Genomic DNA, 26,973 nt, shown 5'->3' with positions numbered 1-26,973 from the left:
GTGGAAAAGGGACTGTCCCCTTTCCACCTAGTGGCGGAAGTGGCGCGCGCCGGTAAAGACCATCGCGATGCCGTGCTCGTTGCAGGCCTGGATGCTCTCGTCGTCGCGCTTGGAGCCGCCGGGCTGGATGATGCAGGTCACGCCGTGCGCGGCGAGCGTGTCCACGTTGTCGCGGAACGGGAAGAACGCGTCGGAGGCGCAGGCGTAGCCGCCCTTCTCGACGCCCATTCGCTCGCAGGCCTCGTCGGCGCGCTCGCAGGCCAGGAGCGCGGAGTCCACGCGGTTGGGCTGGCCCGGGCCCATGCCGATACCGGCCTTGCCCTTGGAGACCAGGATCGCGTTGGACTTGACGCCCTTGCAGACGCGCCACGCGAACATGAGCTCGTCCATCTCCTCCGGCGTGGGCTTGCGCTCAGTGGGGCAGGTGAACGTGGCCGGGTCCTCGCTCACGGAGTCGACGTTCTGGAGCAGCACGCCGCCGTCGATCGAGCGCAGCTCGAAGGCCGCGTGGCTGCCGGCGCCGCCGGTGGCGAGCACGCGCAGGTTGGGCCGCTTGGCCATGCGCTCCAGGGCCTCGGCCGAGAAGGACGGCGCGATGATGACCTCCACGAACTGGCCGTTCTCGTCAAACGCGTGCTCGACCAGCTCGTAGGGCACCTCGCGGTTGCAGGCGATGATGCCGCCGAACGCGCTCTTGGGGTCGCACGCGAAGGCCCGGTCGTAGGCGGTCGTGACGTCGTCGGCCACGGCGGAGCCGCAGGGGTTCTGGTGCTTGAGGATCACGCAGGCCGGCTCGTCGAACTCGCGCACGAGGTTCCAGGCGGCGTCCGCGTCCAGGTAGTTGTTGTAGCTGAGCGGCTTGCCCTGGACCTGCTCGGCACCCACGAGCGGGTGCTCGGAGCTGCCCAGCGCCACGAAGTCGTCCGCGAAGCGGTAGACCGCCGCGGTCTGCTGGGGGTTCTCGCCGTAGCGCAGGTCGTCGACCTTGGTGAGGTAGAGGCCCAGCTCGTCGGGGGTGGAGGCGTCGTCTGCGGCGTCCTCCTCCTCGACCTGGTCGGGGAAGTCCTCGACGTAGCGGTCGGCCAGGTAGTCGGCGATGGCCGCGTCGTAGGCCGCCGTGGTGTCGTAGACCTTGAGCTGCAGGTAGCGACGCAGCGCCAGCGTGGTGCAGCCGTCGTTGGCGCGCATCTCCTCCAGGACCTCGTCGTAGTCCGCCGGGTCGGAGACCACGGTCACCGAGACGGCGTTCTTGGCGGCGGAGCGCAGCATGGAGGGGCCGCCGATGTCGATGTGCTCGATGGCGTCGTCAAAGGTGACGTCGGGCTTGGCCACGGTCTTCTCGAACTCGTAGAGGTTCACGCAGACCAGGTCGATCATGCCGATGCCGTGCTCAGCCGCCTCGGCCATGTGAGCGGGGTTGTCGCGCCGGGCGAGCAGCCCGCCGTGCACCTTGGGGTGCAGCGTCTTGACGCGGCCGTCCATCATCTCGGGGAAGCCCGTGTACTGCTCGATGGGGACCACGTGGACGCCGGCCTCCTCGAGCACGCGCGCGGTGCCGCCGGTGGAGATCACCTCGACGCCGAACTCGTCCTCGAGCGCCTTGACGAACTCGACCACGCCCGTCTTGTCCGTGACCGAGACGAGCGCCCGCTTGATGGGTGTGTCTGCCATGGCCCCTCCTTCTGGGTTTCCTTTGAAACGCCGCCTGATGCGGTACCGTCTTTTCTACGATACCGCAGCGAGGAGGACGCATGGCGCAGACCGACAACTTGACGTGGCGACCCTTCGAGGACGCCGACTTCGAGCCGCTGGCGGACGTGCTGGCGCGCACGTGGCTCACGGAGTTCCCGGACGAGCCGGGGGCGGCGGCCAGCCGCGTTGAGCTGGCGCGCTACCTGGCGCTGTCCACGTGGTCGCTCGTGGTCGCGCGCGGCGGCGAGGTGCTGGGCGCGGTGCTTCTCGCCGAGGACGCGGGCGGGCGCGTGGGCACGCGGGACTGGGCCGCGCTCGAGGCGAGCCTGCGCGCGGACGCCGAGAAGGACCCGGCGCTCGCGGAGGCCGTGCGCGTGGAGATGAGCGGCGTGGAGGAGGAGGCCGAGCTCGAGGCGGCGTACGCGGCCACGGGCGCGGTCGGCGCGGGCACTGCCGTCAAGCTGCTGATCGTCTCGCCGGATGCCAAGGGGCTCGGCCTCGGCGGACGGCTCTTCTCGGCCGCGATCGAGCGGGTGCGCCAGACCGGGGCGCCCGGCTACCACCTGCTCACCGACGATAGCTGCGACGTGGGGTTCTACGAGCACAAGGGGCTCACGCGCGCGATGGAGCGCCGGTCGCGCGCGTACTGGCCCGGCGTCGACCCGACCACGGACGACTTCCGCGTGTACGTGTACGAGCAGGCGCTCTGACGGCCGCGGGGGCACGCGCGGGCTTCTCGCCGCGCCGCCATTGCGGACCGCACGGGCAAATAACGCGCAGAATCAGACATGCGCGTTATTTTTACCTGCGATTATATGAATATGAAATCGTTTTCTGCACGTTAATCGAGCTGTGAGCAAGCGGATGGAGGGCCATGGGCGAGAAGGACCGCGCGGTGAGGGGGCGCTTCGCGCCCACGCCGTCGGGGCGCATGCACCTGGGCAACGCTTTCTCGGCGCTCATGGCCTGGCTCGCCGCGCGGTCGGCGGGCGGCGAGATGGTGCTGCGCATCGAGGACCTCGACCCGCGCGCGCGGAGCCGAGAGCGCGCCGAGGCGCTGATCGACGACCTCACCTGGCTCGGGCTCGACTGGGACCTGGGCCCCGTCTTCCAGAGCGAGCGGGGCGGGCGCTACGACGTCGCCCTCGCGCGCCTGGCCGACGCCGGCCTCACCTACCCCTGCTTCTGCACGCGCGCCGAGCTCCACGCGGCCTCGGCGCCGCACGCCTCCGACGGCACCCCCGTCTACCCCGGCACATGTCGCGGCCTCTCCCCCGACGAGGTGGCGAGAAGGTCCGCGACCCGGCCGCCCGCCACGCGCCTGCGCGTTCCCGACGCGAGCGACCCCGCGGGCACGATCGAGTTTCGCGACCTGGCGTGGGGCCCGCGTCGCGAGGTCCTGGCACGCGAGTGCGGCGACTTCCTCGTGCGGCGCAGCGACGGCGTGGTGGCCTACCAGCTCGCCGTGGTGGTGGACGACGCGGAGATGGGCGTCACGCAGGTGGTGCGCGGGCGCGACCTGCTGGGGTCGTGCGCGCGCCAGATCTACCTCGCGCGGCTGCTCGGGCACGAGCCGCCCACGTTCGGGCACGTGCCGCTGCTCGTGGCGCCGGACGGCCGCCGCCTCTCCAAGCGCGAGCGCGACCTCGACCTCGGCGCGCTGCGGGCGCGCGGCGTCCGGCCCGAGCGCGTGGTCGGTGCGCTCGCGGCGGCGGTCGGACTCGTCTCCCCCGGCACCGACGCCAGTGCCTCCGAGCTGATCGGGACCTTCTCGTGGGACGCGCTAACCGCGCATCGCGGGGACGTGGTCGTGGACGACGCCCTTCTCGGCCTCCTGGCGGGGTAGGGCCGGCGTCCCGAGCACGAGATACGTACACTCGTCGCGGATACGTACACTGTCGTGCTGCCAGCTTTTGCTGAGGCAACGAGAAGCCCCAGCTCAGAGATGTGCTCGACTCGATATCAAATATCGCTCTGTGTACGTAACCACGATCGGTGTACGTATCCGGACGAGCCGCACCGGCCCCGCGGGGCGCCGGGGGCACGATGGGAAACGCGAATGTTGTGGCCGGCGGCGTTGTGGGGTATGATGCACAGGCACCACTCACGGAGAGCTGACCGAGAGGCCGAAGGTGCTCGCCTGCTAAGCGAGTATAGGATGCAAATCCTATCTGGGGTTCGAATCCCCAGCTCTCCGCCAGCACATGACGAGGCCCGTCCCGCCGCGCAGGCGAGGCGGGCCTCTTTTTTGTGCGTCGTGGACGGGCCTCCGTCACGTCTTCGACATATTTTGTCCCGACGCTTGACGGGACCCCGGCATCGTGGCAACATATCCAACTGCACGCGGCGTTACCTCAGCTGGATAGAGGACCTGACTACGAATCAGGGCGTCATAGGTTCGAATCCTATACGCCGCACCACGCAAGCAAACGGCGGTTCCTTCGGGAGCCGCCGTTTTTGCGTTTGCGCCCGCGCGGCGGATCAGAACTTGGCGGGCGCGCTCTTCTCGCTCACCCTTCTCGCCTCCCCTGCCTGTCTCGCTCCGTTAACCCGCAAAAAAATGATTTCATATTCATATAATCGCTGGATTGGATTTCTGAAAAGTCAGAAATTGCGGGTTGTTTGTGGCACGGGTTGCGAGCACGGGACACGGGTCGCGGGGCGCAAGCCACGGGGCGCGGGTCGTGGGCGTGGGACCGCGGACAGCGACCCGCAAGCCGCCCACAAGCAAAAGCGCCCGAGGCGAGAAGCCCCGGGCGCCACAAGCCGCCAACCGCAACCGCCAACCGCCCCTACGCCTCGACGAAGCCGCCCTCCGCGCGAGCCGTGAGCTCGCGCATGATGGGGATGCCCGCGCTGCACCCGATGCGCTCGGCACCCGCCCCCACCATCGCAAGGAAGGCGTCCGCCGTGCGGATGCCGCCCGCAGCCTTGACCTTCACGCTCGGGTCAACGTGCTCGCGCATGAGGCGCACGTCCTCCACCGTGGCCCCGCCCGTGGAGAAGCCCGTTGAGGTCTTCACGAAGGTGGGGCGCACCTGGCTGGCGACCTCGCACAGCCTGATCTTCTCGTCACGCGTGAGCAGGCAGTTCTCGAAGATGACCTTGGAGATCGCCCCGGCCTCGTTGCAGACGGAGACCACGCGCTCCATCTCGTCGGTCACGTAGGCCCAGTTGCCGGCCTTGACCTCGGTGAGGTTGACCACGTAGTCGATCTCGTCCGCACCGGCCGCGAGGGCGTCGCGCGTCTCGAAGACCTTGGTGGCCACGCTCGTCTGCCCGAGCGGGAACGATATGGCCGCGCCCACATGGACGCCGGATCCCGCGAGCAGCTCGGCGCACAGGTGCGTCTGCACCGAGTTGATGGCCACCATCGCGAAGCCCCACTCCCGGGCCTCCGCGCACAGCCGCTCCATGTCAGCACGCGTGGCGTCCGCGTGCAGGTTCGTGTGGTCGACCATACCCGCGAGGTCGGCCAGAGCGTAGCGCGTCATGCTGCCTCCTATCGGCGAATGCTGATGCCGCTCTGCGACCCGACGCTCGCGAACGAGTAGCGCAGCTCGCGCGCGTCGCAGAGGTCCATGAGGTCAACGAGGCCGTTGCCCTCGTCCGCGAGGTAGTCCGCGAGCGACCCCTTGCCGCTCTGCCCCACCACGGCCAGAAGGGTCGGGACCGCGTCCGGCGCGAAGGTCACGCGCAGGCTCATCTCGTCCTCCCCGTAGGCGACGAGCGTCGAGGGGCCCCTGAGGTCCTCGCGCAGCTCGATGCTGCCGTCCTCCCCCTCGAGAAGCGTCATGATCCGGACGTCCCCCGCGTGCTCGAAGCGCGCAACCTCGCAGCCCTGCATGCTGTTCCCTTCTCGCCGAGTCTCCGCTGCCACCACTATAGCCAAACATGTGTTCGAATGCACACTCGTGTGGTGGTACACAGATTCTCCGCACGAGATGGGGCCCCTAGGCGGGTCGGATGACCTCCACGCCGCCCATGTAGGGCACGAGCGCCTCGGGCACCGTCACGGAGCCGTCGGGGTTCTGGTAGTTCTCGAGCACCGCCGCCATCGTGCGGCCCACGGCCAGGCCCGACCCGTTGAGGGTGTGGACGTAGCGCGTGCCCTTGAACTCGGACGCGTCGCGGTAGCGGATGTTGGCGCGGCGGGCCTGAAAGTCCCAGCAGTTGGAGCAGGAGGAGATCTCCTTGTAGGCGTTGTAGCTGGGCAGCCAGACCTCGAGGTCGTAGCACTTGGTGGCCGAGAAGCCCAGGTCGCCGGTGCAGAGCTTGACCACGTGATAGGGCAGGCCCAGCGCCTGGAGCACGGCCTCGGCCTCGGCGACCATGCTCTCGAGCTGGTTCATCGAGTCCTCGGGGCGCGCGAACTTGACCATCTCGACCTTGTCGAACTGGTGCACGCGGATGATGCCGCGCGTGTCGCGCCCGGCCGAGCCCGCCTCCTCGCGGAAGCACGGCGTGAAGGCGGTGTACCACAGCGGGAGCTGCGAGCCGTCGAGCACCTCGTCGCGGTGCAGGTTGGTGAGCACGACCTCGGCCGTGGGGATGAGGTAGAGGTCGGGGTTGACGTGGTAGAGGTCGTCCTCGAACTTGGGCAGCTGACCGGTGCCGAAGAGCGTCTCGTGGTTGGTGATGATGGGCAGCCACCACTCCTTGAAGCCGGCCTTGACGTGCATGTCGATCATGAACGCCGCCAGCGCGCGCTCGAGGCGGGCGCCCAGGCCGCCGAGCACGTAGAAGCGCGTGCCCGCGAGCTTGACGCCGCGGTCGAAGTCGATGATGCCCAGGTCGGGACCGAGGTCCCAGTGCGCCTTGGCCTCGAAGTCAAACTCGCGCGGGGTGCCCCAGCGGCGCACCTCGGGGTTGTCGGAGTCGTCCACGCCGTAGGGCACGGACTCGTGCGGGATGTTGGGGATGGCGGCCACCAGGTCGAAGAGCGCCTGGTCGACCTCGTCGCGCTTGTCGTTGAGCTCGGCGATGCGGTCCTTGTTGGCCGCCACGCGCGCCTTGGCGGCCTCGGCCTCGTCGCGCTTGCCCTCGCGCATGAGCTGGCCGATCTGTTTGGAGACGGCGTTGCGCTCGGCCTGGAGCTTCTCGACCTCGGCGATGACGGAGCGGCGCTCGGCGTCGAGCTCGAAGAAGCGCTCGCGGTCCCAGTGCGCGTTCTGACGTGACGCGCAGGCCTTGTCCACGGCGTCGGGGTTCTCGCGGACGAACTTGATGTCGAGCATGACGGTGGCTCCTCGCTCTTGGGTGTGTGCGGACCGCGCGTTCGGCGCGGCGCTCCAAGTATATACTTGTGCGAGTTGGCCGAGACGCGCTCAGGAGGCAGCATGCAGGCGATCGCAGACTTCTTCACGTGGCTGTTCAGCGACAAGATGGGCGTGGTCTGCCTGATTGCCGGCGGCATCGTGCTGTGCCTCATCATCGCGTTGCTGATGGAGCGCACCACCAAGCGTCGCTACTTCAACCACGAGAAGAGCGAGGGCGACTGGGACCTCTTCGGCGACGACGAGGACGACGAGTAGCGGGGGCTCTCGCCGCGGGCAGCGTTCCCTCTCGCGGCGGGCAGCGTTCCCTCTCGCGGCGGGCGCGCGGCCTTCTCGCCGCGGGCGCGCGACCCGCTTGCCCCTCTCCGCCCCTCTCGCCGTGTCGACACGCTCCTCTCGCCGGCGTTCTCTCCCCTCTCGCCAAACAATCCGCAAAAACTGACTTTTCAGAAACCCAATCGTGCGATTATATGGTTATGAAATCATTTTCTGCGGGTTAATGGCCGGACGGAGGCCAATGGCCGGACGAGAAGGACGTCGAACCCGCCGCGTGGAAGGGAACCGCCATGCGCATCACGTTTGACCTGCTGACCGCGCTCCGGGCGCTGCGCGTCTTCCGCGCCACGGGACGCCCGCTGCCGACCGAGCGCACCACGATGCCCGCGCCCGACCCGAGCCCGCAGAGCCGCTGGACCGCCCGACTCATCCCTCGGGCACGCCTCGGCCTGGGCGCCCCCGACGAGGGCGACGCCCCACTCGACGTCGCGGTTCCCTCCCCCGCCCAGCGCGTGGAGGCGTCGTGCTTCTCGTGCTCCGTCCGCTCGCGCGTCGCGGGGCGGGAGCTCTTCGTGGACCTGGGCGACGGCGTCTTCATCCCCTGCCCGGAGCTGCTGTTCTACGAGCTCGCCGACGTCATGACCCCCGAGGCGCACGCGCTTCTCGCCTACGAGCTCTGCGGCACCTACGCCCGCGACGCCGCCGACCCGCGCCTGGGCGAGACCACCTACGGCGTCTCGCCCGTAACCAGCGTCGAGCGCCTGAGCTCCTTCATCGAGACGCAGAGCCGCGCGAGCCGCGTCACCATGAAGGCGCGCCTCAACCTGCGCCGCGCCGCCGACAACGCGTGGTCGCCCATGGAGGCGGTCGTGGCCCTGATGCTGCGCCTGCCGGTGCACGAGCTGGGCTACGAGTTCGGCGAGGTCGCCCTCAACCGCCGGCACGAGGCGACGCCCGAGCTGGTGCGCGCCGGGGCGCGGGGCTCGCGCGTGCCGGACATCGAGGTCGTTGGCACCCACGTGGGGTTCAACTACGACGGCAGCGGCCACCTCGACCTGGAGTCCATCGCCGAGGCGGCGCTGCGCGGCGAGGAGCGAGACGCCATCAAGAAGGTGCGCGAGAAGCACCGTGACGACATCAGGCGCACGCGCGAGCTGGCGGCACAGGGGTGCGTGGTGTTCCCGCTCACGGCCGCCGACCTCTACGCGCCGGGCGCGCTCGACGCGGTGATGCTCGAGGCGGCCATGACGATGGGCGAGCTCGACGGTCGTTCGCTGGGCGAGATGCGCGTCGCGCTGATGCCGGGCCGGCTCGCCGACACGCGCCAGCAGCTCATCTGGTCGCTGCTGCCCTGGCCGAGCGGGCGGCGCTACGCCCGCGAGCTGCTCCGTCGCTCCCCGTGGGGCTCGACGTCGCTCTGACGCCCCTCGGACGCGATGGCGCGGGCGCCGGGGCTTCTCGCTGCCGGCGCTCGCGTTTTGCCGCTTGTCTGTCCCTCCGTTTCAAAATAACCCACATAATCTGACATCCATAAACCTTAATCCTGCGATTATATGATTATGAAATCATTTTTTGCGGGTTAATCGGGCCTGGCTCGGAGAGGCGGGACGAGAAGCACGTGCGCCGAGGCGAGAAACACGCGCGCCAACCGCGGCGCCCGAAACGCGCGGCAAGAAAAACGGCGGGGCCGTGAGACCCCGCCGCGTCGCTACTCGCTCGTGTCGCTCCCGGTGCCGCCGGTCGTGGACCCGCCGCCGGTCGTCGAGCCGCCGCCGGAAGGCGTCGTCGGCTCCAGCTCCTGGCTCTGCGTGGTCAGCGTGATCGTGCTGCCCTCTGGCGCGGACCCCGACGCGGACTGCGACACCACCACGCCGTCCGTGGGACCGCTGATGTTCACCGTGAAGCCGCTGTTCTCCAGCGCCTGCTTGGCCTGGCTGCCCTTCCAGCCCACCACGTTGGTGACGTTGACGTACTGCACGGGCTCCGGCCCCTGCGAGACCGTAATCGTGACCGTGGATCCCTTGGTCGCGGTCTGGCCCACGCCCGGGCTCACGGCCATGACCGTGCCCGCGGAGTACTCGCTCGAGTAGGCCTGGGTGGAGCTCACCTTGAAGCCGGCGCTCTCCAGGCGCGACTGCGCGCTCGACTCGGAGTCGCCCACCACGTTGGGGATGACCTCGCTGCCGCTGCCGGTCGAGATGTGGTAGGTCACCTTGTCGCCCGCGTGGGCGGTGGAGCCCGCCTCGGTGTCCTGCGAGCTCACGCGACCCTCCTCCACGTCCTCGCTCTCCTCGTCGTCGCCGCGGACGGGTATGAGCCCGTACTTGTCGAGAAGGTCAACGGCCTCCTGCTCCGTCTTGTTCGTGAGGTCGGGGACCTCCACCTCGGCCGCCGGCTCGGGGCCGCGCGACACGCGGAAGTTGATAGTCGTGCCGAGCGGCATCTCGCGGTTGGCCGCCGGGTCCTGGTCCACGACGACGCCCTCCTTGACCGTGTCGCTGTAGACCATCGTGGGCTCGCCCGCCGTGAAGCCGGCGGCCACGATGGCATCCTCGGCCTGCTCGGCGGTCAGCGACGCGAGGTTGGGCACCGTCCCCGTCTGGGTGCCGCCGCCCAGCAGCGTCACCAGCGCCACCACGACCACCGCCACCGCGGCGATCGCCCCCACCACGGCCAGCGCGACCTTGCGCTTGTGCTTGCGCTCGCGCTCGGCCTCCTGCTCGGCGGCCTGGTCGGTGGCGCGCTGCGAGGCGCGGGCCACGCGCGGCATCGACGCGGTGCCGCCCGCCGTCCCGCGCTCGAGCTTGTTGGTGGCCTGGGCTGGCAGCATGGCGGTGGCGCTGTTCACGGCCTGCATGCGCCCAGCGAGGTAGTCCCGCAGGGTCCGGTAGAGCTCGTCGGCCGTCTGGAAGCGGTCAGCCGGGTTCTTCTGCATGCACTTGAGGATGATAGACTCAATCTGCGGGTCCACCGCGGGGTTGAGCTGGCTGGGCGGCTTAGGCTGCTCGTTGACCTGCTTGAGCGCCACCGTGATGGCGTCGTCCCCCTGGAAGGGCACCTGGCCGGTGGCCGCCTCGTACATGACGATGCCGAGGGAGTAGATGTCGGTGGTGGGACCGAGCTCCTTGCCCTGCGTCTGCTCGGGGGAGACGTAGTGCGCGGTGCCGAGCACCGAGTTGTCCTGCGTCAGGTGGCTGTTCTTGGCGCGGGCGATGCCGAAGTCCATCACCTTGATGTTGCCGTCGGGCTGCACCATGATGTTCTGCGGCTTGATGTCGCGGTGGATAATGTCGTGCTTGTGGGCCACCGAGAGCGCCTGGGCGATCTGCGAGCCGATCTGCGCGACCTTCTTGCAGTCGAGCGCCCCGTGCTTGCGGATGCCGCTCTTAAGGTCGGTCCCGCGCAGGTACTCCATGACGATGTAGTAGGTGTCGGCGTCCTTGCCCCAGTCGTAGACGCTCACGATGTAGGGGCTCTGGAGCGCGGCCGCGGCCTGGGCCTCCTGCTTGAAGCGGGCGGCGAACGACGGGTCGTTGGCGTACTGGGGCAGCATCTCCTTGATGGCGACGGTGCGGCCGAGAACCTCGTCGAGGCCGCGGTAGACCGTGGCCATGCCGCCCGCGCCGATCTTGTCCTGTACCTGGTAGCGTCCGCCGAGCACCATCGCTGACATCGTCTCTCCCATTCCACGCGGTCGCCCGCGTTATCTCTGAGCGGTCCCGACCGGTCCCGCGACTTGTCCCTCTCGCCCGCCGAGCGGCGGGCCCCTCTCAGCTTCCCGCGCCGGCCGCCTGCACGCGCAGCGCCGCCGCCAGCACCCTGCCGGCGATCCCGGCGGCCTCGCCCTCGACGTCCGTGCCGTGACCCTCCACGCACACGGCGATCGCGAGCGTGGGGCTGTCGTAGGGCGCGAAGCCCACGAACAGCGAGTTCACGTTGCCGCCGCCGACCTCGGCGGTGCCGGTCTTGCCCGCCACGCGCGTGCCCGAGACCCGCGCCGAGACGCCGGTGCCGTTCTCGACCACGCCGAGCATGGCCTCCTTGACCTGGTTCGCCGTGTCGGCCGAGACCACCTGTCCGAGCGAGCGCGGCGTGGTCTTGGACGTGACCACGCCCTCGGGCGAGAGCACGTGGTCGACCACGTACGGGTCCATCGCCACGCCGCCGTTGGCCATGGCCTGCGCCATCACCGCGAGCTGCATGACCGTGGCCTGCGGCCCCGCGGGGCTGCTGTGCTGGCCCACGGGCTGGCCGCAGGCGGCCCAGGCGGTCTCCCACTCCGTCATCTCGGACGGCTCGGGCATGAGCGACGCGAGGGTCGAGAAGTCCTGGCCGATCTGCGTGCCGAAGCCGAACGCGTTGGCGTAGCTCACCAGGGTGTTCGCCCCCACGCGGTCGCCCACCTGCGCGAACGCGGTGTTCGAGGAGAGCTCGAACGCGCGCTCGAGCGAGACGCTGCCGAAGTCGTCGCCGCCGTAGTTGGTCACGTCGGCCCCGCCGATCTGGATCGTGGACGGCGCGGAGTAGGTGTCCGTGAGCGACGACGCCCCGGAGTCGAGCGCGGCGGCGAGCGTGAGCACCTTGAAGGTGGAGCCCGGGGCGTAGAGCGCCTGCGTGGAGCGGTCGAGCAGCTCGCCGCCCGAGCCCGAGGAGATGATGTCGCCGAGCTGGTCCACCGTGTAGGTGGGCGACGACGCCTTGGCGAGCACCGCGCCCGTGGACGGGTCGAGCACCACGATGGCGCCCGTGTAGCCGTCGAGCGCCTGCTCGGCGGCGCGCTGGATCTGCGAGTTGATGGTCAGCGCCACCGTGGAGCCGGGCTGCGCCACGCCGGCCATCGAGTACAGGGCGCTCCGCCAGTTGGAGTAGTCGCGCCGGCCGGTGAGCGTCTCGTTCATCGACGCCTCGACGCCCGCGCTGCCGTACTGCGTGGACAGGTAGCCCACCGTGTGGCGCGCGAGCGTGCCCTGCGGGTAGGTGCGCGCGTAGGTGCCGTCCTCCTGCTGGACGCTCTCGGCCAGCGTCACGCCGTCGGAGGTGATGATCGCCCCGCGCTGCACGTAGGCGCTCCGCGCGATGGTGTGGTTGTTGCTGGGCAGGTTCTGGATGCGCTCGGCGTCCACCTGCTGCAGGTAGGTCAGGTTGGCCACGAGCGCGGCAAAGAGCAGCGAGAAGACCGTGATGAGGCTCGTCAGGCGCTTGCCCAGCGCCACGCGGCCGAGCACGCCGGACTCGGCCGTGGTGAGGCCGAAGTGACCGCGCGCGTGGCTGCCGTGGACCACCGAGGCGGCGTGGGCGCCGACGGCGGACATCTGGCCGGTGAGCGCGAGCACCGGGTCCCGGCCGGAGCTCTCGGAGTCGCGCGCGCTGCGCATCTCGGTCTCGCGGCCCGTGCCCTCGTCGCCGGCGCGCAGGAGCAGCCCCACGATGAGGAAGCTGGCGAGAAGCGACGTGCCGCCCTGGCTCATGAAGGGCAGCGTCACGCCCGTGAGGGGCAGCAGCTTGGTGACGCCGCCCACGATGAGGAACGCCTGGAACGAGATGGCGCAGGTCAGGCCGACCGCCGCGAAGGCCGAGCAGTCGGACTTGGCGCGGGCGGCGGTGGCCAGGCCGCGGACCGTGAAGAGCAGGAACAGGATCAGGATGGCCGAGGACCCCAGAAGGCCCATCTCCTCCGCGATGGCCGAGAAGATGAAGTCGCTCTCGACGACCGGGATGAGCGTGGGGAGGCCCTTGCCGATGCCGGTCCCCACCAGCCCGCCGTCGGCGATCGAGTAGAGCGACTGCACGATCTGGTAGCCGCCGGTGGCGGCCGACGACCATGGGTCGATCCAGATGTTGACGCGGTTCTGGACGTGCCCGAAGAGGTGGTAGCAGGCCACGCCGCCCACGGCGAGCAGGAGCAGGCTCACCACCACGTAGCTCGCGCGGCCGGTGGCCACGTAGAGCATGATGACGAAGAAGCTGAAGAACAGCAGGGCGCTGCCGAGGTCCGTCTCGAAGACCACGATCAGCAGGCTCACTCCCCACATGACGAGCAGCGGCAGCAGCATCCGCACGCGCGGGACGCTGAACGGCCCCACCCGACGCATCGACGCCGAGAGCGCCTCGCGGTTGGTGGCCAGGTAGAAGGCCAGGAACAGCGCGATCAGGATCTTGGCGAACTCGCCGGGCTGGAAGCCGAAGCCGCCGATGTAGATCCAGAGCTTGGAGCCGCCCTGCTCGGTGCCCACGATCATGGGCAGGACGAGCAGGACCACGCCTATGAGCCCGAGCGTGTACTTGTAGTCGGCGAGCGCGTCGAGGTCGCGCACCACCACGAGCACGCCCACCATCGCCGCGACCGAGAGGAACAGCCAGATCACCTGGTTGACCGCCAGGTCGGGCGAGAGGCGCGTGAGGAACGTGATGCCCACGCCCGAGAGCAGGAAGACGATGGGCAGCATCGCCGGGTCGGCGCCCGGGGCGAGGAAGCGGATGGCCACGTGCGCGGCGGCGAACGCGGCGAACAGCCCCAGCGGCACGCCCAGCGTGGAGAGGGTGAGCGGCGCGTTGGAGTTCATCACGTAGAGGGCATAGAGCAGGACCACCGGCACGGCGGCGAGGCACAGCAGGAAGAGCTCGGTGTTGCGGCGCCCGTGGCCGTGGGCGGCCGGGGCCGCCGAGGGCGCGGGGGCCGAGACCATCGCCTCCACGGCGGCGCGCGACTGCGCGCCCACGCGTCTCATCCTGCGCATCACTGGCCACCCCCCTCGCCCTGATCGGCCGGGGCCGCGTCGGCGGTGCCGCCGTCCTGGCCGCTCGCGACGACGTCACCGTCCGTCTCGGAGCGGGCCGTCTCGGCGACCTCGGCCGCCTGCGTCCGCTCGTAGTCGATCTGTGTGTGGTAGGCGTCGATGGCCTCACGGCCCGCCTCCTCGCTCTCCACGCGGATGCCCGAGCGGAGCTGGTCCTGGACCGAGGTCGGGAGGTCCGCCAGCTCGACGGCGCTCGTCCCCACCAGCTCGCTCAGTGGGATGCCCAGCACCTCCCCGCTGATGCCGCGGTACAGGCCCACGGTCGAGCCGTTGACGCCGAGGTACCACTCGCTGCGGATGAACACGAACGAGCTCACCACCACGACCGCCAGCACGGCCGCGATGACGCCCGTGACGCCGAGCGCGCGGCGCAGCAGCCGCCGGCGCTGCGCCTCGGCGACGCCGTCGTCGAGCACGTCGACGACGACCACCGTGACGTTGTCCGAGCCGCCGGCGGTCAGCGCGGCGGCCACGAGGTTGTCGGCCGCCTGCTGCGGCGTGGCGCTCGACACCGCGAGCGCCTCGATCTCGCTGTCGGGGATCATGGACGAGAGGCCGTCCGAGCACAGGATCACGCGGTCCCCGTCCGTGACCTCGAGCGTGAAGTGGTCGGCGTACATGTCGGGGTCCGACCCCAGCGCGCGGGTGATGATCGAGCGCGAGGGGTGCGTGCGCGCCTCGTCGGCCGTGATCTGGCCCGAGTCCACGAGCTCCTCCACGTAGGAGTGGTCGTGCGTCACGCGCACGAGGGTGCCGTGGTGCAGGACGTAGGCGCGCGAGTCCCCCACATGCGCCACGGCCATGCGGTTGCGCTCGAAGAGCACGGCGGTGGCGGTGCACCCCATGCCCGGCTTGCCGATGCCCTCCTCGGCCGCGTGGATGACCGCGTCGTTGGCCGCCTCCACAGCCGCGCCAAGAAGCACGTCGTCAGCGGTGCCGGGGGCGCGCCCGCCGATGGTCTCCACGGCGATCGAGCTCGCGACCTCGCCGGCCGCGTGGCCACCCATGCCGTCGGACACCACGAACAGCGGCGCCTGGAGAAGGAAGGAGTCCTCGTTGTGCCCGCGGACCAGGCCCACGTCGCTGCGGGCGCCCCACGACACGAAGCCGTTGGCGCCGCTCACGGCGTCGGCGCCCGCGCGGCCCTCCACGGACATCTCCGCGCGTCCGGGGGCGTTGGCGGGCTCCTGCGAAACGACCGTCTGCTCCTCGGGCGCCGTCATCCGCGGCTCACTCGCATGATGGTGTCGCCCACCTGGATCTCGTCGTTCTCGCGCAGGGTGACGGGCTGGTCGATGAGGTGCCCGTTGACGAGGGTGCCGTTGGTGGAGCCGAGGTCCTCGAGGACGAGCGCCGGACCCTGGAGCGCGAGGCGCGCGTGCGTGGACGAGACGTACGGCTCGTCGATCACGATGTCCGAGGACGGGGAGCGACCCACGACCACCGGGCCGAGGATGTCCACGTGCAGGCCGCGGAGCTGACGGGTGCCCTTCTCGACGTCAACCGCCCAGATGGCCGCGTCCCGGCGCTGCCCGCGCACCAGGCCCACGCCGGTGCGCATGCAGGCGAACAGGAACAGGTACAGGACGACGACGAGGAGCACGCGCCCCGCGAACAGCACGAGGTCGATCATCGCGGGTTCTCCCTGAACTCGAGGTTCACGAGGCCGAGGGTGATGAGGTCGCCGTCACGCAGGATGCAGTCGCGGACGTCGACGTCGTTGACGAGGGTGCCGTTGGTGGAGCCGAGGTCGGTGATGCGCCAGTCACGCCCGTCGAAGCTGAGCTCCGCGTGGCGGCGGCTGACGTTGGGGTCGCGCAGGACCACGCCGGCCTGCGAGCGCTCGCGGCCGATGACGGTCGACGGGGCCTGGGCGGTGTAGGTGCGACCGGTCTGGCGGTCGATGAGCAGGCAGGACGCCGCGCGGGCGGCGGCGTGCGCGGGCTGGGCCGCGACGTGGGCAGGCTGGGCCGCGCGGGGGTTCACCAGCGGCACGTTGCGGCGCTGGGTCTGTGGCACGGGCACCGCCCCGGGGCCCGCCGGCGCCACCACGGCGGCGGGGTCGGCAAGCGGCAGCGGCATCGGCGTGGACTCGGACGCGGCGGCCACGGGCATGGGCTCCGCCAGGTCGGACGGCATGACGTCCAGGCCGTTGGGCTCCTCGGGCACGGACGGGACCGTGAGGGGCACGAGCTCCGGCTCGACGGGCGCCGGGATCGGGGCGGGCGCGGGGGCCTGCGCGGGCGCGGCGGAGCGGCGCGAGCGCGGGTGGACCTGGGCCGCGGCGCCGCCGGCGCTTGAGTTGCCCGCCAGGAAGGCGCGCTCCTCCTCGCGCAGGCGCGCGAGCGTGCCGGCGTCGACGTTCTCGGCGAAGACCGCGAACTTGCCCGACTTGAGGCCCGGGTCGACCATGAAGCGCACGAGCGGCTCGCCCACGAAGGCGTAGCCCCTCTTCTGGGCCTGCGCGGTCACGAACGACGCGGTCTCGTAGGTGATCTGCTCGTAGAGCGGGCGCATCAGCGAGTCGTCGGTGGCCGAGACGAGCACCGTGTAGAGCGCGGGCGCGGTGTCCACGCCGTCGATCTCGAAGGTCTCGTTCTCCATCTCGCGCGCGGCGCGCTTGGCGAGCTTCTTGAACGAGAAGGGCTCGGTGTATCCCTGCGGCGCGGCACCGAAGACGGAGCCGATGCGCGCCTCGAAGTCACTCATAAAACTCATGTGAACATGCCTTCCTGGTCCTCGTAGAGCGGGCCTCTCAGGACTGTCGCTACGCACAGAAGCACACTTAAGAGTACCGCAAGCACCACCACGACCCCGTCGGGGGCGGCCCATATACCGCCATTCTCCACGCCGGCGGCCACAGCGGCGGCGCCTATCAGGCACGCGGCGCCCAGGACCTGGCCCGCGATGCCGGCCGCGACCGAGCCCCGCAGCGCCACGGCGGACGACGCGGCGGCGCACGCCACCGACCCGGCGAGAAGCGCCCAGAAGCCGGGGTCACCGGCGTCGGCAGCGAGCGCGGGGAGAAGCGCGGCGGGCGAGAAGCCCAGCGCGACGGCGTGGCGGAAGAGCGCGCCCACCACGTAGCCGACCGCGGCCGTGGCCGCCGCCGGGCCGGGGTCGAGCGCGTAGCCCGCCAGCGCGGCGCCGCTCGTCGGCGACGGCAGGCAGCACGGCAGCAGCAGCGCGAGCGAGCCCAGGCGGTCGCGCAGCCCCGCCGCGACCCACCACGCACCCGTGGCCAGGGCCACCGCGAGCGCCGGGACAAGGGCGGCGGCGGTCCCGCCCGGGGCCGAGGTGACCAGCGCCGCCACGAGCGCGGCCGCGAGCGCCGGGGCGGCGAGCGGGGTCCACAGGGCGCTCGCGAGCGCGACGACGACCGGGGCAGCCGCGGCGACCGGGGCCGGGAGCCCGACGATCGCCGGCACCACGAGACGCAGGGTCGCAAACGCGGCGAGCGCCGTGGCGGCGCGGGCGGCGGCCCCCTCCGGGAGGCGCACGACCCTCGGCTCGCGCGGACGCGCGACGAACGGGCGCACGTCCTGCTCGTCGTCCCGCTCGGCCTGGCCCACGAGGTCGCGCAGGGACGCGGCGCCCGCCTCGGCGTCGCCGAGCAGCGGGGCGAGCTCGTCCACCAGCGCCGCGGCGTCGGCCGTTCGGGCGGCCGGCGCGGGCGCGAGCTGCTCGGCCAGGAGCGGCTCCACCCCGGGGTCGAGCCCGGGGCAGAGCTTGGAGAGCCGGCCGGGGCCGCGCGCGATGCGCTTGAGGGACTCCTCGGCGGTTCTCGCCAGGAAGGGGTCGCTCCCCGTGAGCGCCTGCCACACGACCACGGCCAGCGAGAACACGTCGGTGCGCTCGTCCACGAGGTCGCCCTCGATCTGCTCGGGGGGCATGTAGCCCACGGTGCCCCCGCGCGCGTCGCCGTAGCCGGCCGCCGAGGCGAGCGAGGCCATGCCAAAGTCGGCCAGCTTCACCGTGCCCTGGCGGTCGATCATGATGTTGGTGGGCTTGATGTCCAGGTGCAGCACGCGGTTCTCGTGCGCGTAGGCCAGCGCGCGACCGACCGAGGCCGCCACGTGGGCGCACTCGTCGGGGGTGAGCCGGCCGCCCTCCACGCGGGCGAGAAGCTCCGCGAGGTTGAGGCCGTCGACGTACTCCATGACAAGGTAGGCGTAGGTGCCGTCGGCCTCGAAGTCGTAGACGGCGACGATGTTGGGGTGGCCCAGCATGCAGGCCGTGCGCGCCTCGGAGAGCGCCTCCTCGGCCGTGGTGGGCGCGGCGCCCGCGAGCGGCATGCGCTTGATGGCCACGCGGCGCTGCAGGCGCAGGTCCCAGCAGGTGCACACGGTGCCGAAGCCGCCGGTGCCGCGGCGTTCGAGCACCCGGTAGCGGCCGAGCAGGACCTCGTCGCGCGGCTGGTCGTCGTCGGGCGCGCCCGGCGCGGTGCGTACCCTGGTGGGGTCGTCGCTCAAGCTCCCTCCTCGACGTCGGTGGCATGGAACGGCGGTTGATGGGGACATTCTACCCCCGTGGGCTCGCGGCAGAAAAATTGGTTGGCATCGGGCGGGGGATGCGGTAAGATATCCCAGCACGCGGGCGTGGCGGAATTGGCAGACGCGTACGGTTCAGGTCCGTATGGGGGCAACTCCATGAAGGTTCAAGTCCTTTCGCCCGCACCATGAGAGAACGGCCCCGACCTCGGTCGGGGCCTTTTTCATGCCGCGGCGCACTGCATGCCCCGTGACCCCTCGCGCGTCCTTCTCGCCGGCACACAATTCGTGTATTTGTGTGCCGCCTCGCCCAAATAACCCGCAAAAATTGATTTCATAATCATATAATTGCAGGATTAAGGTTTGTGAATGTCAGATTTTGCGGGTTAATGGAAGAGGAGGGGTCCGGCGAGGGCGGGGTCGGGAGGCACAAGGGCGGGGCGGCAGGGGCAGGACCGGAAGGAGCGAGGATGGGGACCGAGGCCGGCAGGGGTGAAAGAGCGCGCAAAACAAAGCAGGTCAGAGGCGTTTACCACCTCTGACCTGCTAATTTTCTGGTGCCCCCGGGCCGATTCGAACGGCCGACACCCGCTTTAGGAGAGCGGTGCTCTATCCCCTGAGCTACGAAGGCGTGTGGGCCATTCTAACACCACCGCGCGGGCGGCGAGAAGGGCGCCCCGTCAAGAAGGGCGCCCGGTCGAGAAGCCCGTCCCGCGCACCCCGGCGCGGTGCCCTACTTCTTCCGCGCGGCCTTCCTCTCGGCACGCTCCGCGGCATGCTTCTCCTCCGCCGCGCGCTCGCGCTCGTAGAGGTCGAGCAGCTTCTTGTCCGTGAGCCCCGACACGCGGGCCTGCGCCTGCTTGCGGAACGGGCGGCGCTTGGCGAAGTCGTAGACGATGCCCGCGATGATGAACACGTACGCCAGGACGAGCGTGCCCGCGCCGGCGGCGCCCGCCGGACTCGAGATGTCGGTCGTGCCGCCGGTGGCCCAGTTGATCGCCAGCGAGATGACCGCCAGGCCAAAGCCCACGCCCACGAAGACCCAGAAGGTGCGCTCGGTCTTGCGGTAGCCGTCGATCCCACGCAGCACGGCGTCGTAGACGCGGTTGCGCAGGTCGGACTCCTCGCGCTCGCGGCGCTTGCGCTCCTTCTTCTGCTCCTTGGTCTCGCCGGCGCCCCCGAAGAGCCCGCCGCCGGCGCCCGCGGACGACGAGCTCGCCGTGCGCACCGACGACGCGGCCTCGCGCGCCGGGCGCGCCTTGGCGGCGGAGCTGCGCGAGAACCCGTGCCTCTCGTCCTCGCCGCCGGTCACGGCCTCGGCCTCCTTCTTGGGGCGGCCGACGACGTTGCCCTCGGCCTCGCGGCGGGCACCCTCGATGGTATCGCGAAGTGACATGACTCTCCTTAGCCCCTGACGGGCGCGAACTCGGTTCCGGTGATGATCTTGAAGGCCTCCTCGTAGCGCGCGGAGGTGCCGGCGATGACCTCGGCCGGGATGCGCGGCGGCTCGCCGGTCATGTCCCAGTTGGCGCGCAGCCAGTCGCGGACGTACTGCTTGTCGTAGCTCGGCTGGACCTTGCCCTCCTCGTAGCCCTCGACGGGCCAGAAGCGGCTTGAGTCCGGCGTGAGGCACTCGTCGATGAGCGTGAGCTGCCCGTCGATGAAGCCGAACTCGAACTTGGTGTCGGCGATGATGATGCCCTGCTCGGCGGCGTAGTCGGCCGCGGCCTTGTAGATGGCCAGCGAGGCGTCGCGCAGCTGCTCGGCCACCTCGGTGCCCACGATCTCGCAGCAGCGCTCGAAGGAGATGTTCTCGTCGTGGTCGCCCAGCTCGGCCTTGGTGGACGGGGTGAAGATCGGCTCGGGCAGCTTGGAGGCCTCGGTCAGGCCCTCCGGCAGCTTGATGCCGCAGACGGTGCCGTCCTCGTCGTAGGTCTTCTTGCCCGACCCGGTGAGGTAGCCGCGCACGATGCACTCGATGGGCACGGTCTGCGCCTTCTTGACCAGCATGGAGCGGCCGGCCAGGTAGTCGGCGTAGGGCGCGAACTCCTCGGGCAGGTCGGCCACGTCGCAGCTGATCATGTGGTTGGGGATGAGGTCGGCGAAGCGCTCGAACCAGAACGCCGAGATGCGCGTGAGCACCTCGCCCTTGTGCGGGATCTCGTCGGGCAGGATGAAGTCGTACGCGCTGATGCGGTCGGACGCCACCATGAGCAGGCGGTCCCCGCAGTCGTAGATGTCGCGCACCTTGCCGTGCGAGTCAGGGCGAAGTTGCATCTCAGCCATCCCGGCCACCTTCCGTCGGATTTTCACTCAACGTACGAGTATAGCGCGGCGAGAAGGACGGCTGGGCCGGCGAGAGGCGCCGGGCGCGGCGCGCCCTCACTTCTCCTTGGACCGCTCGCGGCCGCGGCGCAGCGGGATGCGCAGCGTGAAGGTGGTGCCCCGGCCGAGCTCGGACTCCACCAGGATCGTGCCGTTGTGGCGGTCCACGATCTCCTTGGTGATGGCCAGGCCCACGCCCAGGCCGCCCGACTCGCGCTCGCGGCTCACGTCCGAGCGCCAGAAGCGCGCGAACGTCTGCGGGATGTCCTCCTTGGCGATGCCGATGCCGGTGTCCTGCACGGCGATGAGCGCGTCGGAGTGGTCCTGGCGCAGCGAGACCTTCACCCAGCCGTCGGCGTTGGTGTAGCGCATGGCGTTGCTCATCAGGTTGACGATGGCCTCGCGCAGCAGGTCCGGGTCCACGTCGGCGCTGAGCTCGCCGTGGGGCGTGTCGTCCACGAAGCGCAGGTGGAGGCCGCGCTCGTGGAAGAGCTGGTGCTGCGAGGTCACCAGGTTGCGCACGAGGTACACCAGGTCGGTGCGCTCGACCTTGAGCTCGGTGGTGCCGTTCTCCAGCCGCGACAGCTTGAGCATCGCGTCGATGAGGCGCGAGAGGCGGCGCACCTCGCCGGCCACGACCTCGAGGTGCTCGTCGTCGGCGGGGAGCACGCCGTCCTGCATGGCCTCCACGGTGGCCTGCATGGCCATGAGCGGCGTGCGCAGCTCATGGGCCACGTCGCCGGTGAGGCGGTGCTCGAGCTTGAGGTCGCGCTCGATGGTGGTGGCCATGTCGTCGAACGTCTCGCCGAGCTGGCCCACCTCGTCGGGTCCGGTGACCTGCGAGCGGGCGGTGAGGTCGCCGTTTCTGATCTGCCGCGCCGTGGAGGTGATGCGCTGGATGGGCCGCGCGATGCCGCGCGAGACGAAGTAGCCGATCACGCAGGCGATGAGGGCGGCGATGGCTGCGGCCGTGGCCACGGCGCCGTAGGAGTTGGAGCGGAACGCCGAGTCGCTCTTGGTGAGCAGGGCCTCGGAGCCGAGCGCCCACATGCTCACGGTGCCCACCACCTCGCCGTCGGGCGCGGTGATGCTGGCGCTCACGAGCGCGTCCTCCGAGGTGGGCGCAACGGCGGGCACGCGCGCGGGCGCGCGGCCGGAGGACGAGGGCGCCGTCGCCCAGGTGTCGTCATAGAGCACGGTGCCGTCGGCAGCGGTGACCTGCACCACGATGTCGGCCGAAAGCGCCGAGGCGGACTCGGCCGCCGCGGCCACCTCCTCGTCGAGCTCGCCGCGCTGCGCGTAGGCGGCCGAGATGGACGCCGCCGTGGAGTCCGCGATGTCCTGCATGTTCTGGCGCGTGTAGGCCATGAACTGGCCCTCCCACACAAACGCCAGCACCACGGCCAACACGAGCGCGGTCATGATGGCCGTGAGCGCGAAGGCCATGGTCAGGCTCGTCACGTAGTGACGGCCGCCCTTGGGACGCGGCTTGATGGTGTTCCAGGACGCAGACGACGAGGGCGAGGTGCGGCCCTCGGGCGGCTCGTCGGAGCCGGGGCCGTCGCCCGTGACGAAGCGCGCGGACAACGCGGCGCCCTACTTGGACGCCTGCTCGGCGGGCTTCTCGGACGCCTCGAAGCGGTAGCCAACGCCGTGGACGGTGTAGAGCCAGCGCGGGTTGCGCGGGTCATCGCCCAGCTTGGCGCGGAGGTTCTTGACGTGGGAGTCGATGGTGCGCTCGTAGCCCTCGAAGTCGTAGCCGAGGACCTTCTCGACGAGCTCCATACGCGTGTAGACGCGGCCCGGGTAGCGCGCGAGGGTGGTGAGCAGCTTGAACTCGGACGCGGTGAGGTCGACCTCGCGGCCCTCCACGAGCACCTTGTGGCCCGAGATGTCGATCACCAGGTCGCCGAAGTCGAGGGTCTCGAGCGCGGGCTCGGCCTCGGTGTGGGCGCGGCGCAGCAGGGCGCGCACGCGGGCCACGAGCTCGCGCGGCGAGAAGGGCTTGATCAGGTAGTCGTCGGCGCCGAGCTCCAGGCCGATGATGCGGTCCTCCACCTCGCCCTTGGCGGTGAGCATGATGATGGGGACGTTGGAGGTCTCGCGGATGGCGCGGCAGACGCGCTCGCCCGAGAGCTTGGGGAGCATGAGGTCGAGGATCACGAGGTCGAAGCTGTGCTTCTCGAACTCCTCCACCGCGCTCTGGCCGTCGCCCACGCCGCGCACGATGTAGCCCTCGCGCTCGAGATAGGCCGCCACGGCGTCGCGGATGGCCTTCTCGTCCTCGACCAGCAGGATCTTCTTCTCGTCCGAAGCCATCTTGGCCTCCCATGCGTCTTCTCGGTGCCGGAACCCAACCGGAACGGCTCTAGTGTACCCCACCCATCCGCCGGGGATGCGCGCTCACAGGCGGAAGGTCCTCACGGACACGGAAGCGGGGTAGCCGGTGTCGGCGTCCTTGACCGTGGCGAAGGTCGCAAAGAGGTCGCACTCGCCGGCGCGCGCCGGGTACTCGCCGTAGTCCACCGAGCGGTCGGCCGAGGCGAGCGTCGCGTACTGGCGCTTGGCGAGGTCGATCACGAAGTAGGAGGCGTTGCTCTTGATGACGAAGACGTCCCCCTTGCCGCAGCCCCCCTCGGAGGGCTCGCGGTTCAGCCGGAAGAAGCCGCCGTCCGAGGTGCCCATGTAGGTGCCCATCTGGCCGAGGAGCCCGCCGGTGCTGTAGCTCGCCTCAACGGAGACGAGGAAGCGGTCGCCCACGCGGCTCGCGCGGAACGGGCGCACGGACTGTGGCATCACGAGCTGGTCGACGCGGGTCGCCAGGTCGTCCGAGACCGAGTACGCCGTCACCCCGTAGTAGACGCCCTCGTCCGCACGGACGCGGGGCGTGAGCACCACGTTGTCCCCGGACACCGTGGGCGTCGTCGCAAAGCGCCCCGGCGACTCGACCACGGCCTGCGCCTGGTCGTCACCGGTGTGCCAGACGTAGCAGTGGGAGCTCTCGCCGGTGCGCGAGCCGGAGGCCGAGGGCTGGACCTGCCAGATGACCGTGTCGCCCGAGACGGCGAGCGGGGCGGGATCGTAGTTGGCGTCGCCCTCCCACAGCGTGGAGACGTCGGAGTCGAGCTCGCCGCCCGAGAAGGACGCGGCGTAGAGCTTCCAGGCGCGCGTGGTGAGGTCGAGCTCGACCCAGGCGTAGGCCCTGTCGGAGCAGCGCACGTCGAGAATGACCGTGTTGGCGCCGGGGCCCACGGGGGCCGAGACCACCTCGGAGAGCGCGCCCGAGACCAGCGAGAGCGCCGAGCCCTTGACCATCGGCGTGGCGGACGAGCCCGCCGTGGTCACGGGGACCCAGCTGCCCTCGGCTGGGTGCAGGACGTTGCCCACCGGCAGCGTCCAGCTGGCCTCGACGGCGGGCGCGATGTCGGCGGCCTCGAACGTGTCAAGGACGCTCTCGGCGGAGTCCGCGTCCACGACCACCGGGTCGGAGGTCTCCTCGTCGGCCGTGTGCGTGCAGCCCGAGAGAACGCCGACGGCGGTGGCGACCGCCGCGCCGGCGGCGGCCGTCTTGAACAGCGAGCGCCTGGTGAGCCGCGGCGCGCGCACGCTAGGCCCCCGCGCTCTCCGTGGCCGCCACGAGCGCCTTGGAAAGCTGGTCGGCGCAGGAGGTCTTGCGCGGGCCGCAGGTGTTGCCCGCGAGGATGCCCACGATCTCGTCTACGGGGTGGCCGGCCACGAGCTTGCCCACGGCCTTGAGGTTGCCGTTGCAGCCGCCCTCGAACGACACGTGCTCGATGGTCCTGCCGTCGTCCGACAGGTCGATGTGGATGGCACGCGAGCAGACGCCGCGCGGCGTGTAGTCAAAGTGACGCATGTGCTCCCTCTCTTGTTGCGGTCCCACCAGTATACCCAGCCGCCCCGCGGGCGCGGCGGGATGCGACGCGGGGAGGGGGCCTACTCGAAGCTGAGCTCCTCCAGGCGCTTGAAGACGGTGTCCACGCGCGAGAGGAAGCTCCAGGGGTCAAAGATGCGATCAAGCTCCTCGGAGCTCACCGTGCAGCGCGGGTCCGCCTCGAGCTTCTCGCGGAACGTGGTGCCGCCGGCGCACTGCTGCACCTCTCGCCATGTAGCCATGGCGTTCTCCTGCACGATGGCGTAGGCCTCCTCGCGCGTGATGCCGGTCTCCACCAGGGCGAGCAGGACCTTGGACGAGAAGATCAGGCCGCGGGTCTTGTTGAGGTTGGCCTTCATCTGCTCGGGGTAGAGGATGAGGCCGTCCACCACGCGGATGAGGCACTGGAACATGTGGTCGAGGGCGATGAAGCTGTCGGCCTGGGCCACGCGCTCGGCGGAGCTGTGGCTGATGTCGCGCTCGTGCCAGAGGGCCACGTTGTCAAAGGCCACCTGCGCGTTGGCCTTCACCACGCGGCTGAGGCCGCAGACCTTCTCCATGGTGATGGGGTTGCGCTTGTGCGGCATGGCGCTGGAGCCCTTCTGACCCTTCTTGAACGGCTCCTCGGCCTCCAGGGTGTCGGTCTTCTGGAGGTTGCGGATCTCGGTGGCGATGCGCTCGCAGGTGGCCGCCGTGGTGGCGAGCACACCGGCCAGGTAAGCGTGGTGGTCGCGGCTGATGACCTGCGTGGAGAGCGGGTCGTGAACGAGGCCCAGGTGCTCGCAGACGTACTCCTCCACGAACGGGTCGATGGAGGAGTAGGTGCCCACCGCACCCGAGATGGCGCCAAAGGCCACGTTCTTGCGCGCGTCGATCAGGCGGTCGAGGTCGCGCCTGAGCTCCCAGGCCCAGCTGCCGAACTTCATGCCAAAGGTCATGGGCTCGGCGTGGATGCCGTGCGTGCGGCCCACGCAGAGGGTGTCACGCTCCTCGAAGGCGCGGCGCTTGCAGATCTCTCCGAGCTTGCGGACGTCCTCGATGATGAGGTCGCACGCCTGGGTGAGCTGGTAGCAGAGGGCCGTGTCGCCGAGGTCCGAGGAGGTCATGCCAAAGTGGACCCAGCGGCTGGGCTTGGGCTCGCCCTCGGGGACGTCGCGGTCGATGTACTCGCCCATGTTGGTGAGGAAGGCGATGACGTCGTGGTTGGTGACGGCCTCGATGGCGTCGACCTCCTCCTTGTTGAAGTCCGCGTGCTCGCGGATCCACGCGGCCTCCTCGCGCGTGATGCCGATCTTGCCCATCTCGGCGTGCGCCTCGCAGGCCAGGACCTCGATCTCCTGCCAGATGCGGTACTTGTTCTCAAGCGAGAAGATGTGGCCCATCTCGGGACGGGTGTAGCGGTCAATCATTGAGGCCTCCTCGGCGTCTGCGGCGAGTACGAGTTCGATTCTACCGCACGCCGGTCGCACGCCCTTCTCGCCGCGCGTTTCTCGCTCGCTCTTCTCACCCGTCCTTCTCGATAACCCGCAAAAACTGACATCCACAAACCTTAATCCTGCGATTATATGAATATGAAATCATTTTTTGCGGGTTGTTTGGGAAGGACGGCACACAATTCGTGCATTTGTGCGCCGTCGAGAGGGACCCGGATGATGAGAAGGACCGCGCGGCGAGAGGGGCGGCCCGAACAGAAACGGCCGGGCACGTGACCCGGCCGAAACGATCCTGGTGGAGACGATGGGGTTCGAACCCACGGCCTCAGGCTTGCAAAGCCCGCGCTCTCCCAGCTGAGCTACGTCCCCTCTGGGTCCAGCGGGCACGCCGCCGGAAAATAATAATCGCCCCAGCGGCGACTCGGCTAACGCTGGGGCGACTATTGTCAGGAAGTGGTGGGCCTGACAAGGTTCGAACTTGTGACCTCCCGGTTATCAGCCGGACGCTCTGACCAACTGAGCTACAGGCCCAACGCAAGGAGATATATTACACAGGCCGGCGCCCGCGGTCAACGACTTTTTCGATTTCTCGAACAAGTTTGCTCGAGCGTTGCGCGGGACCCGTGAATGGGTAGGATATGCGAGCAAGGAATCGAAAGGGGTCACGTGCTGAGAAGGATGGACATAGAGAGCGTCGTCGTCGGAGGGGGCACGGTGGCCTCGCTGGTGGTGCTGTAGGCGGCGGGACAGGCGGGAAAAAGGGGAGTTATGACGATTCCCTCCCTTATTTGA

At 69.8% G+C, this 26,973-nt stretch carries 21 protein-coding genes and 6 tRNA genes; 7 read left to right on the top strand and 20 right to left on the bottom strand.

The genetic code is table 11. The features are described from left to right. Positions 1-27 precede the first annotated feature (27 nt). Positions 28-1,671: a bifunctional phosphoribosylaminoimidazolecarboxamide formyltransferase/IMP cyclohydrolase gene (purH, locus tag ACWTSU_RS06060; RefSeq protein ID WP_455138973.1), complete on the bottom strand. Its 1,644-nt coding sequence runs from the start codon at positions 1,669-1,671 to the stop codon at positions 28-30. A gap of 80 nt (positions 1,672-1,751) precedes the next feature. Between purH and ACWTSU_RS06055 the strand changes: the two genes are divergently transcribed. The 4 genes from ACWTSU_RS06055 to ACWTSU_RS06040 all read left to right on the top strand — a co-directional run bounded on the left by ACWTSU_RS06055 (position 1,752) and on the right by ACWTSU_RS06040 (position 4,112). Continuing rightward, positions 1,752-2,402, top strand: a complete 651-nt coding sequence (locus tag ACWTSU_RS06055) for a hypothetical protein (RefSeq protein ID WP_455138972.1) — start codon at positions 1,752-1,754, stop codon at positions 2,400-2,402. A 164-nt stretch (positions 2,403-2,566) separates the two neighbouring features. Further along, entirely contained in the window at positions 2,567-3,538 is a 972-nt protein-coding gene (gene gluQRS, locus ACWTSU_RS06050; RefSeq protein ID WP_455138971.1) for a tRNA glutamyl-Q(34) synthetase GluQRS, read from the top strand. Positions 3,539-3,800: 262 nt separating this feature from the next. Beyond that, positions 3,801-3,892 (top strand) — tRNA-Ser (locus tag ACWTSU_RS06045). 143 nt (positions 3,893-4,035) lie between these two features. After that, positions 4,036-4,112: transfer RNA gene (locus tag ACWTSU_RS06040), tRNA-Arg, on the top strand. Positions 4,113-4,484: 372 nt separating this feature from the next. Here ACWTSU_RS06040 and deoC read toward each other — a convergent pair. The 3 genes from deoC to serS all read right to left on the bottom strand — a co-directional run bounded on the left by deoC (position 4,485) and on the right by serS (position 6,929). Continuing rightward, a complete protein-coding gene (gene deoC / locus ACWTSU_RS06035) occupies positions 4,485-5,186 on the bottom strand; it encodes a deoxyribose-phosphate aldolase (RefSeq protein ID WP_455138970.1) in 702 nt (233 codons plus the stop codon). An 8-nt stretch (positions 5,187-5,194) separates the two neighbouring features. Beyond that, positions 5,195-5,539 carry a hypothetical protein gene (locus ACWTSU_RS06030; protein WP_455138969.1) on the bottom strand — a complete coding sequence of 115 codons (345 nt, stop codon included), beginning with the start codon at positions 5,537-5,539 and terminating at the stop codon, positions 5,195-5,197. Positions 5,540-5,645: 106 nt separating this feature from the next. Continuing rightward, a complete protein-coding gene (gene serS / locus ACWTSU_RS06025) occupies positions 5,646-6,929 on the bottom strand; it encodes a serine--tRNA ligase (protein WP_455138968.1) in 1,284 nt (427 codons plus the stop codon). 102 nt (positions 6,930-7,031) lie between these two features. Here serS and ACWTSU_RS06020 point away from each other — a divergent pair, with 102 nt between their 5' ends. Next, positions 7,032-7,226, top strand: a complete 195-nt coding sequence (locus ACWTSU_RS06020; RefSeq protein ID WP_455138967.1) for a DUF6724 family protein — start codon at positions 7,032-7,034, stop codon at positions 7,224-7,226. A 308-nt stretch (positions 7,227-7,534) separates the two neighbouring features. Then, positions 7,535-8,665, top strand: a complete 1,131-nt coding sequence (locus ACWTSU_RS06015) for a hypothetical protein (RefSeq protein ID WP_455138966.1) — start codon at positions 7,535-7,537, stop codon at positions 8,663-8,665. A gap of 287 nt (positions 8,666-8,952) precedes the next feature. On the opposite strand, the gene pknB is transcribed toward ACWTSU_RS06015, so the two are convergent. The 6 genes from pknB to ACWTSU_RS05985 all read right to left on the bottom strand — a co-directional run bounded on the left by pknB (position 8,953) and on the right by ACWTSU_RS05985 (position 18,513). Further along, positions 8,953-10,917, bottom strand: a complete 1,965-nt coding sequence (pknB, locus tag ACWTSU_RS06010) for a Stk1 family PASTA domain-containing Ser/Thr kinase (protein ID WP_455138965.1) — start codon at positions 10,915-10,917, stop codon at positions 8,953-8,955. A gap of 97 nt (positions 10,918-11,014) precedes the next feature. Beyond that, positions 11,015-13,930, bottom strand: a complete 2,916-nt coding sequence (locus ACWTSU_RS06005; protein ID WP_455138997.1) for an FtsW/RodA/SpoVE family cell cycle protein — start codon at positions 13,928-13,930, stop codon at positions 11,015-11,017. A gap of 50 nt (positions 13,931-13,980) precedes the next feature. Next, positions 13,981-15,264, bottom strand: coding sequence for a Stp1/IreP family PP2C-type Ser/Thr phosphatase (locus ACWTSU_RS06000; RefSeq protein WP_455138964.1), 1,284 nt, complete (start codon positions 15,262-15,264; stop codon positions 13,981-13,983). Next, positions 15,261-15,674: an FHA domain-containing protein gene (locus tag ACWTSU_RS05995; protein ID WP_455138963.1), complete on the bottom strand. Its 414-nt coding sequence runs from the start codon at positions 15,672-15,674 to the stop codon at positions 15,261-15,263. The genes ACWTSU_RS06000 and ACWTSU_RS05995 overlap by 4 nt, the downstream gene beginning before the upstream one ends. Next, positions 15,671-16,750, bottom strand: a complete 1,080-nt coding sequence (locus tag ACWTSU_RS05990) for an FhaA domain-containing protein (protein WP_455138962.1) — start codon at positions 16,748-16,750, stop codon at positions 15,671-15,673. Before ACWTSU_RS05990 ends, ACWTSU_RS05995 begins: the two co-directional genes overlap by 4 nt. Before the next feature lie 5 nt (positions 16,751-16,755). After that, positions 16,756-18,513 carry a serine/threonine-protein kinase gene (locus ACWTSU_RS05985; RefSeq protein ID WP_455138961.1) on the bottom strand — a complete coding sequence of 586 codons (1,758 nt, stop codon included), beginning with the start codon at positions 18,511-18,513 and terminating at the stop codon, positions 16,756-16,758. Between the two features lie 120 nt (positions 18,514-18,633). Here ACWTSU_RS05985 and ACWTSU_RS05980 point away from each other — a divergent pair. Next, positions 18,634-18,720 (top strand) — tRNA-Leu (locus tag ACWTSU_RS05980). Positions 18,721-19,086: 366 nt separating this feature from the next. Here the strand turns inward: ACWTSU_RS05980 and ACWTSU_RS05975 are convergent. The 10 genes from ACWTSU_RS05975 to ACWTSU_RS05930 form a co-directional block, all read right to left on the bottom strand. Further along, a tRNA-Arg gene (locus tag ACWTSU_RS05975) sits at positions 19,087-19,162 on the bottom strand. A 102-nt stretch (positions 19,163-19,264) separates the two neighbouring features. Next, the gene (locus ACWTSU_RS05970; protein ID WP_455138960.1) at positions 19,265-19,927 is read right to left on the bottom strand and encodes an APC family permease; all 663 of its coding nucleotides are present in this window, start codon (positions 19,925-19,927) and stop codon (positions 19,265-19,267) included. Between the two features lie 8 nt (positions 19,928-19,935). Beyond that, complete coding sequence (locus ACWTSU_RS05965; protein ID WP_455138959.1) at positions 19,936-20,817, bottom strand: phosphoribosylaminoimidazolesuccinocarboxamide synthase; 882 nt, start codon at positions 20,815-20,817, stop codon at positions 19,936-19,938. Between the two features lie 96 nt (positions 20,818-20,913). Continuing rightward, complete coding sequence (locus ACWTSU_RS05960) at positions 20,914-22,443, bottom strand: ATP-binding protein (protein WP_455138958.1); 1,530 nt, start codon at positions 22,441-22,443, stop codon at positions 20,914-20,916. Between the two features lie 9 nt (positions 22,444-22,452). Then, positions 22,453-23,175 (bottom strand): response regulator, encoded by a 723-nt coding sequence (locus ACWTSU_RS05955; RefSeq protein WP_455138957.1) that lies wholly within the window; start codon positions 23,173-23,175, stop codon positions 22,453-22,455. 84 nt (positions 23,176-23,259) lie between these two features. Further along, positions 23,260-24,462, bottom strand: coding sequence for a Tat pathway signal protein (locus ACWTSU_RS05950; protein ID WP_455138956.1), 1,203 nt, complete (start codon positions 24,460-24,462; stop codon positions 23,260-23,262). Position 24,463: 1 nt separating this feature from the next. Next, on the bottom strand, positions 24,464-24,730 hold the full coding sequence (locus ACWTSU_RS05945) for a TIGR03905 family TSCPD domain-containing protein (protein WP_455137043.1): 267 nt from the start codon (positions 24,728-24,730) through the stop codon (positions 24,464-24,466). Positions 24,731-24,810: 80 nt separating this feature from the next. Further along, entirely contained in the window at positions 24,811-26,157 is a 1,347-nt protein-coding gene (purB, locus tag ACWTSU_RS05940) for an adenylosuccinate lyase (protein ID WP_455138955.1), read from the bottom strand. Positions 26,158-26,474: 317 nt separating this feature from the next. Continuing rightward, positions 26,475-26,550: transfer RNA gene (locus tag ACWTSU_RS05935), tRNA-Ala, on the bottom strand. Positions 26,551-26,635: 85 nt separating this feature from the next. Further along, positions 26,636-26,712: transfer RNA gene (locus tag ACWTSU_RS05930), tRNA-Ile, on the bottom strand. Between the last annotated feature and the right edge of the window lie 261 nt (positions 26,713-26,973).

Source organism: Thermophilibacter sp., assembly GCF_966187215.1.
Note: the sequence above shows the minus strand (reverse complement) of the source record. Positions and strands in the feature narration are given on the sequence as shown.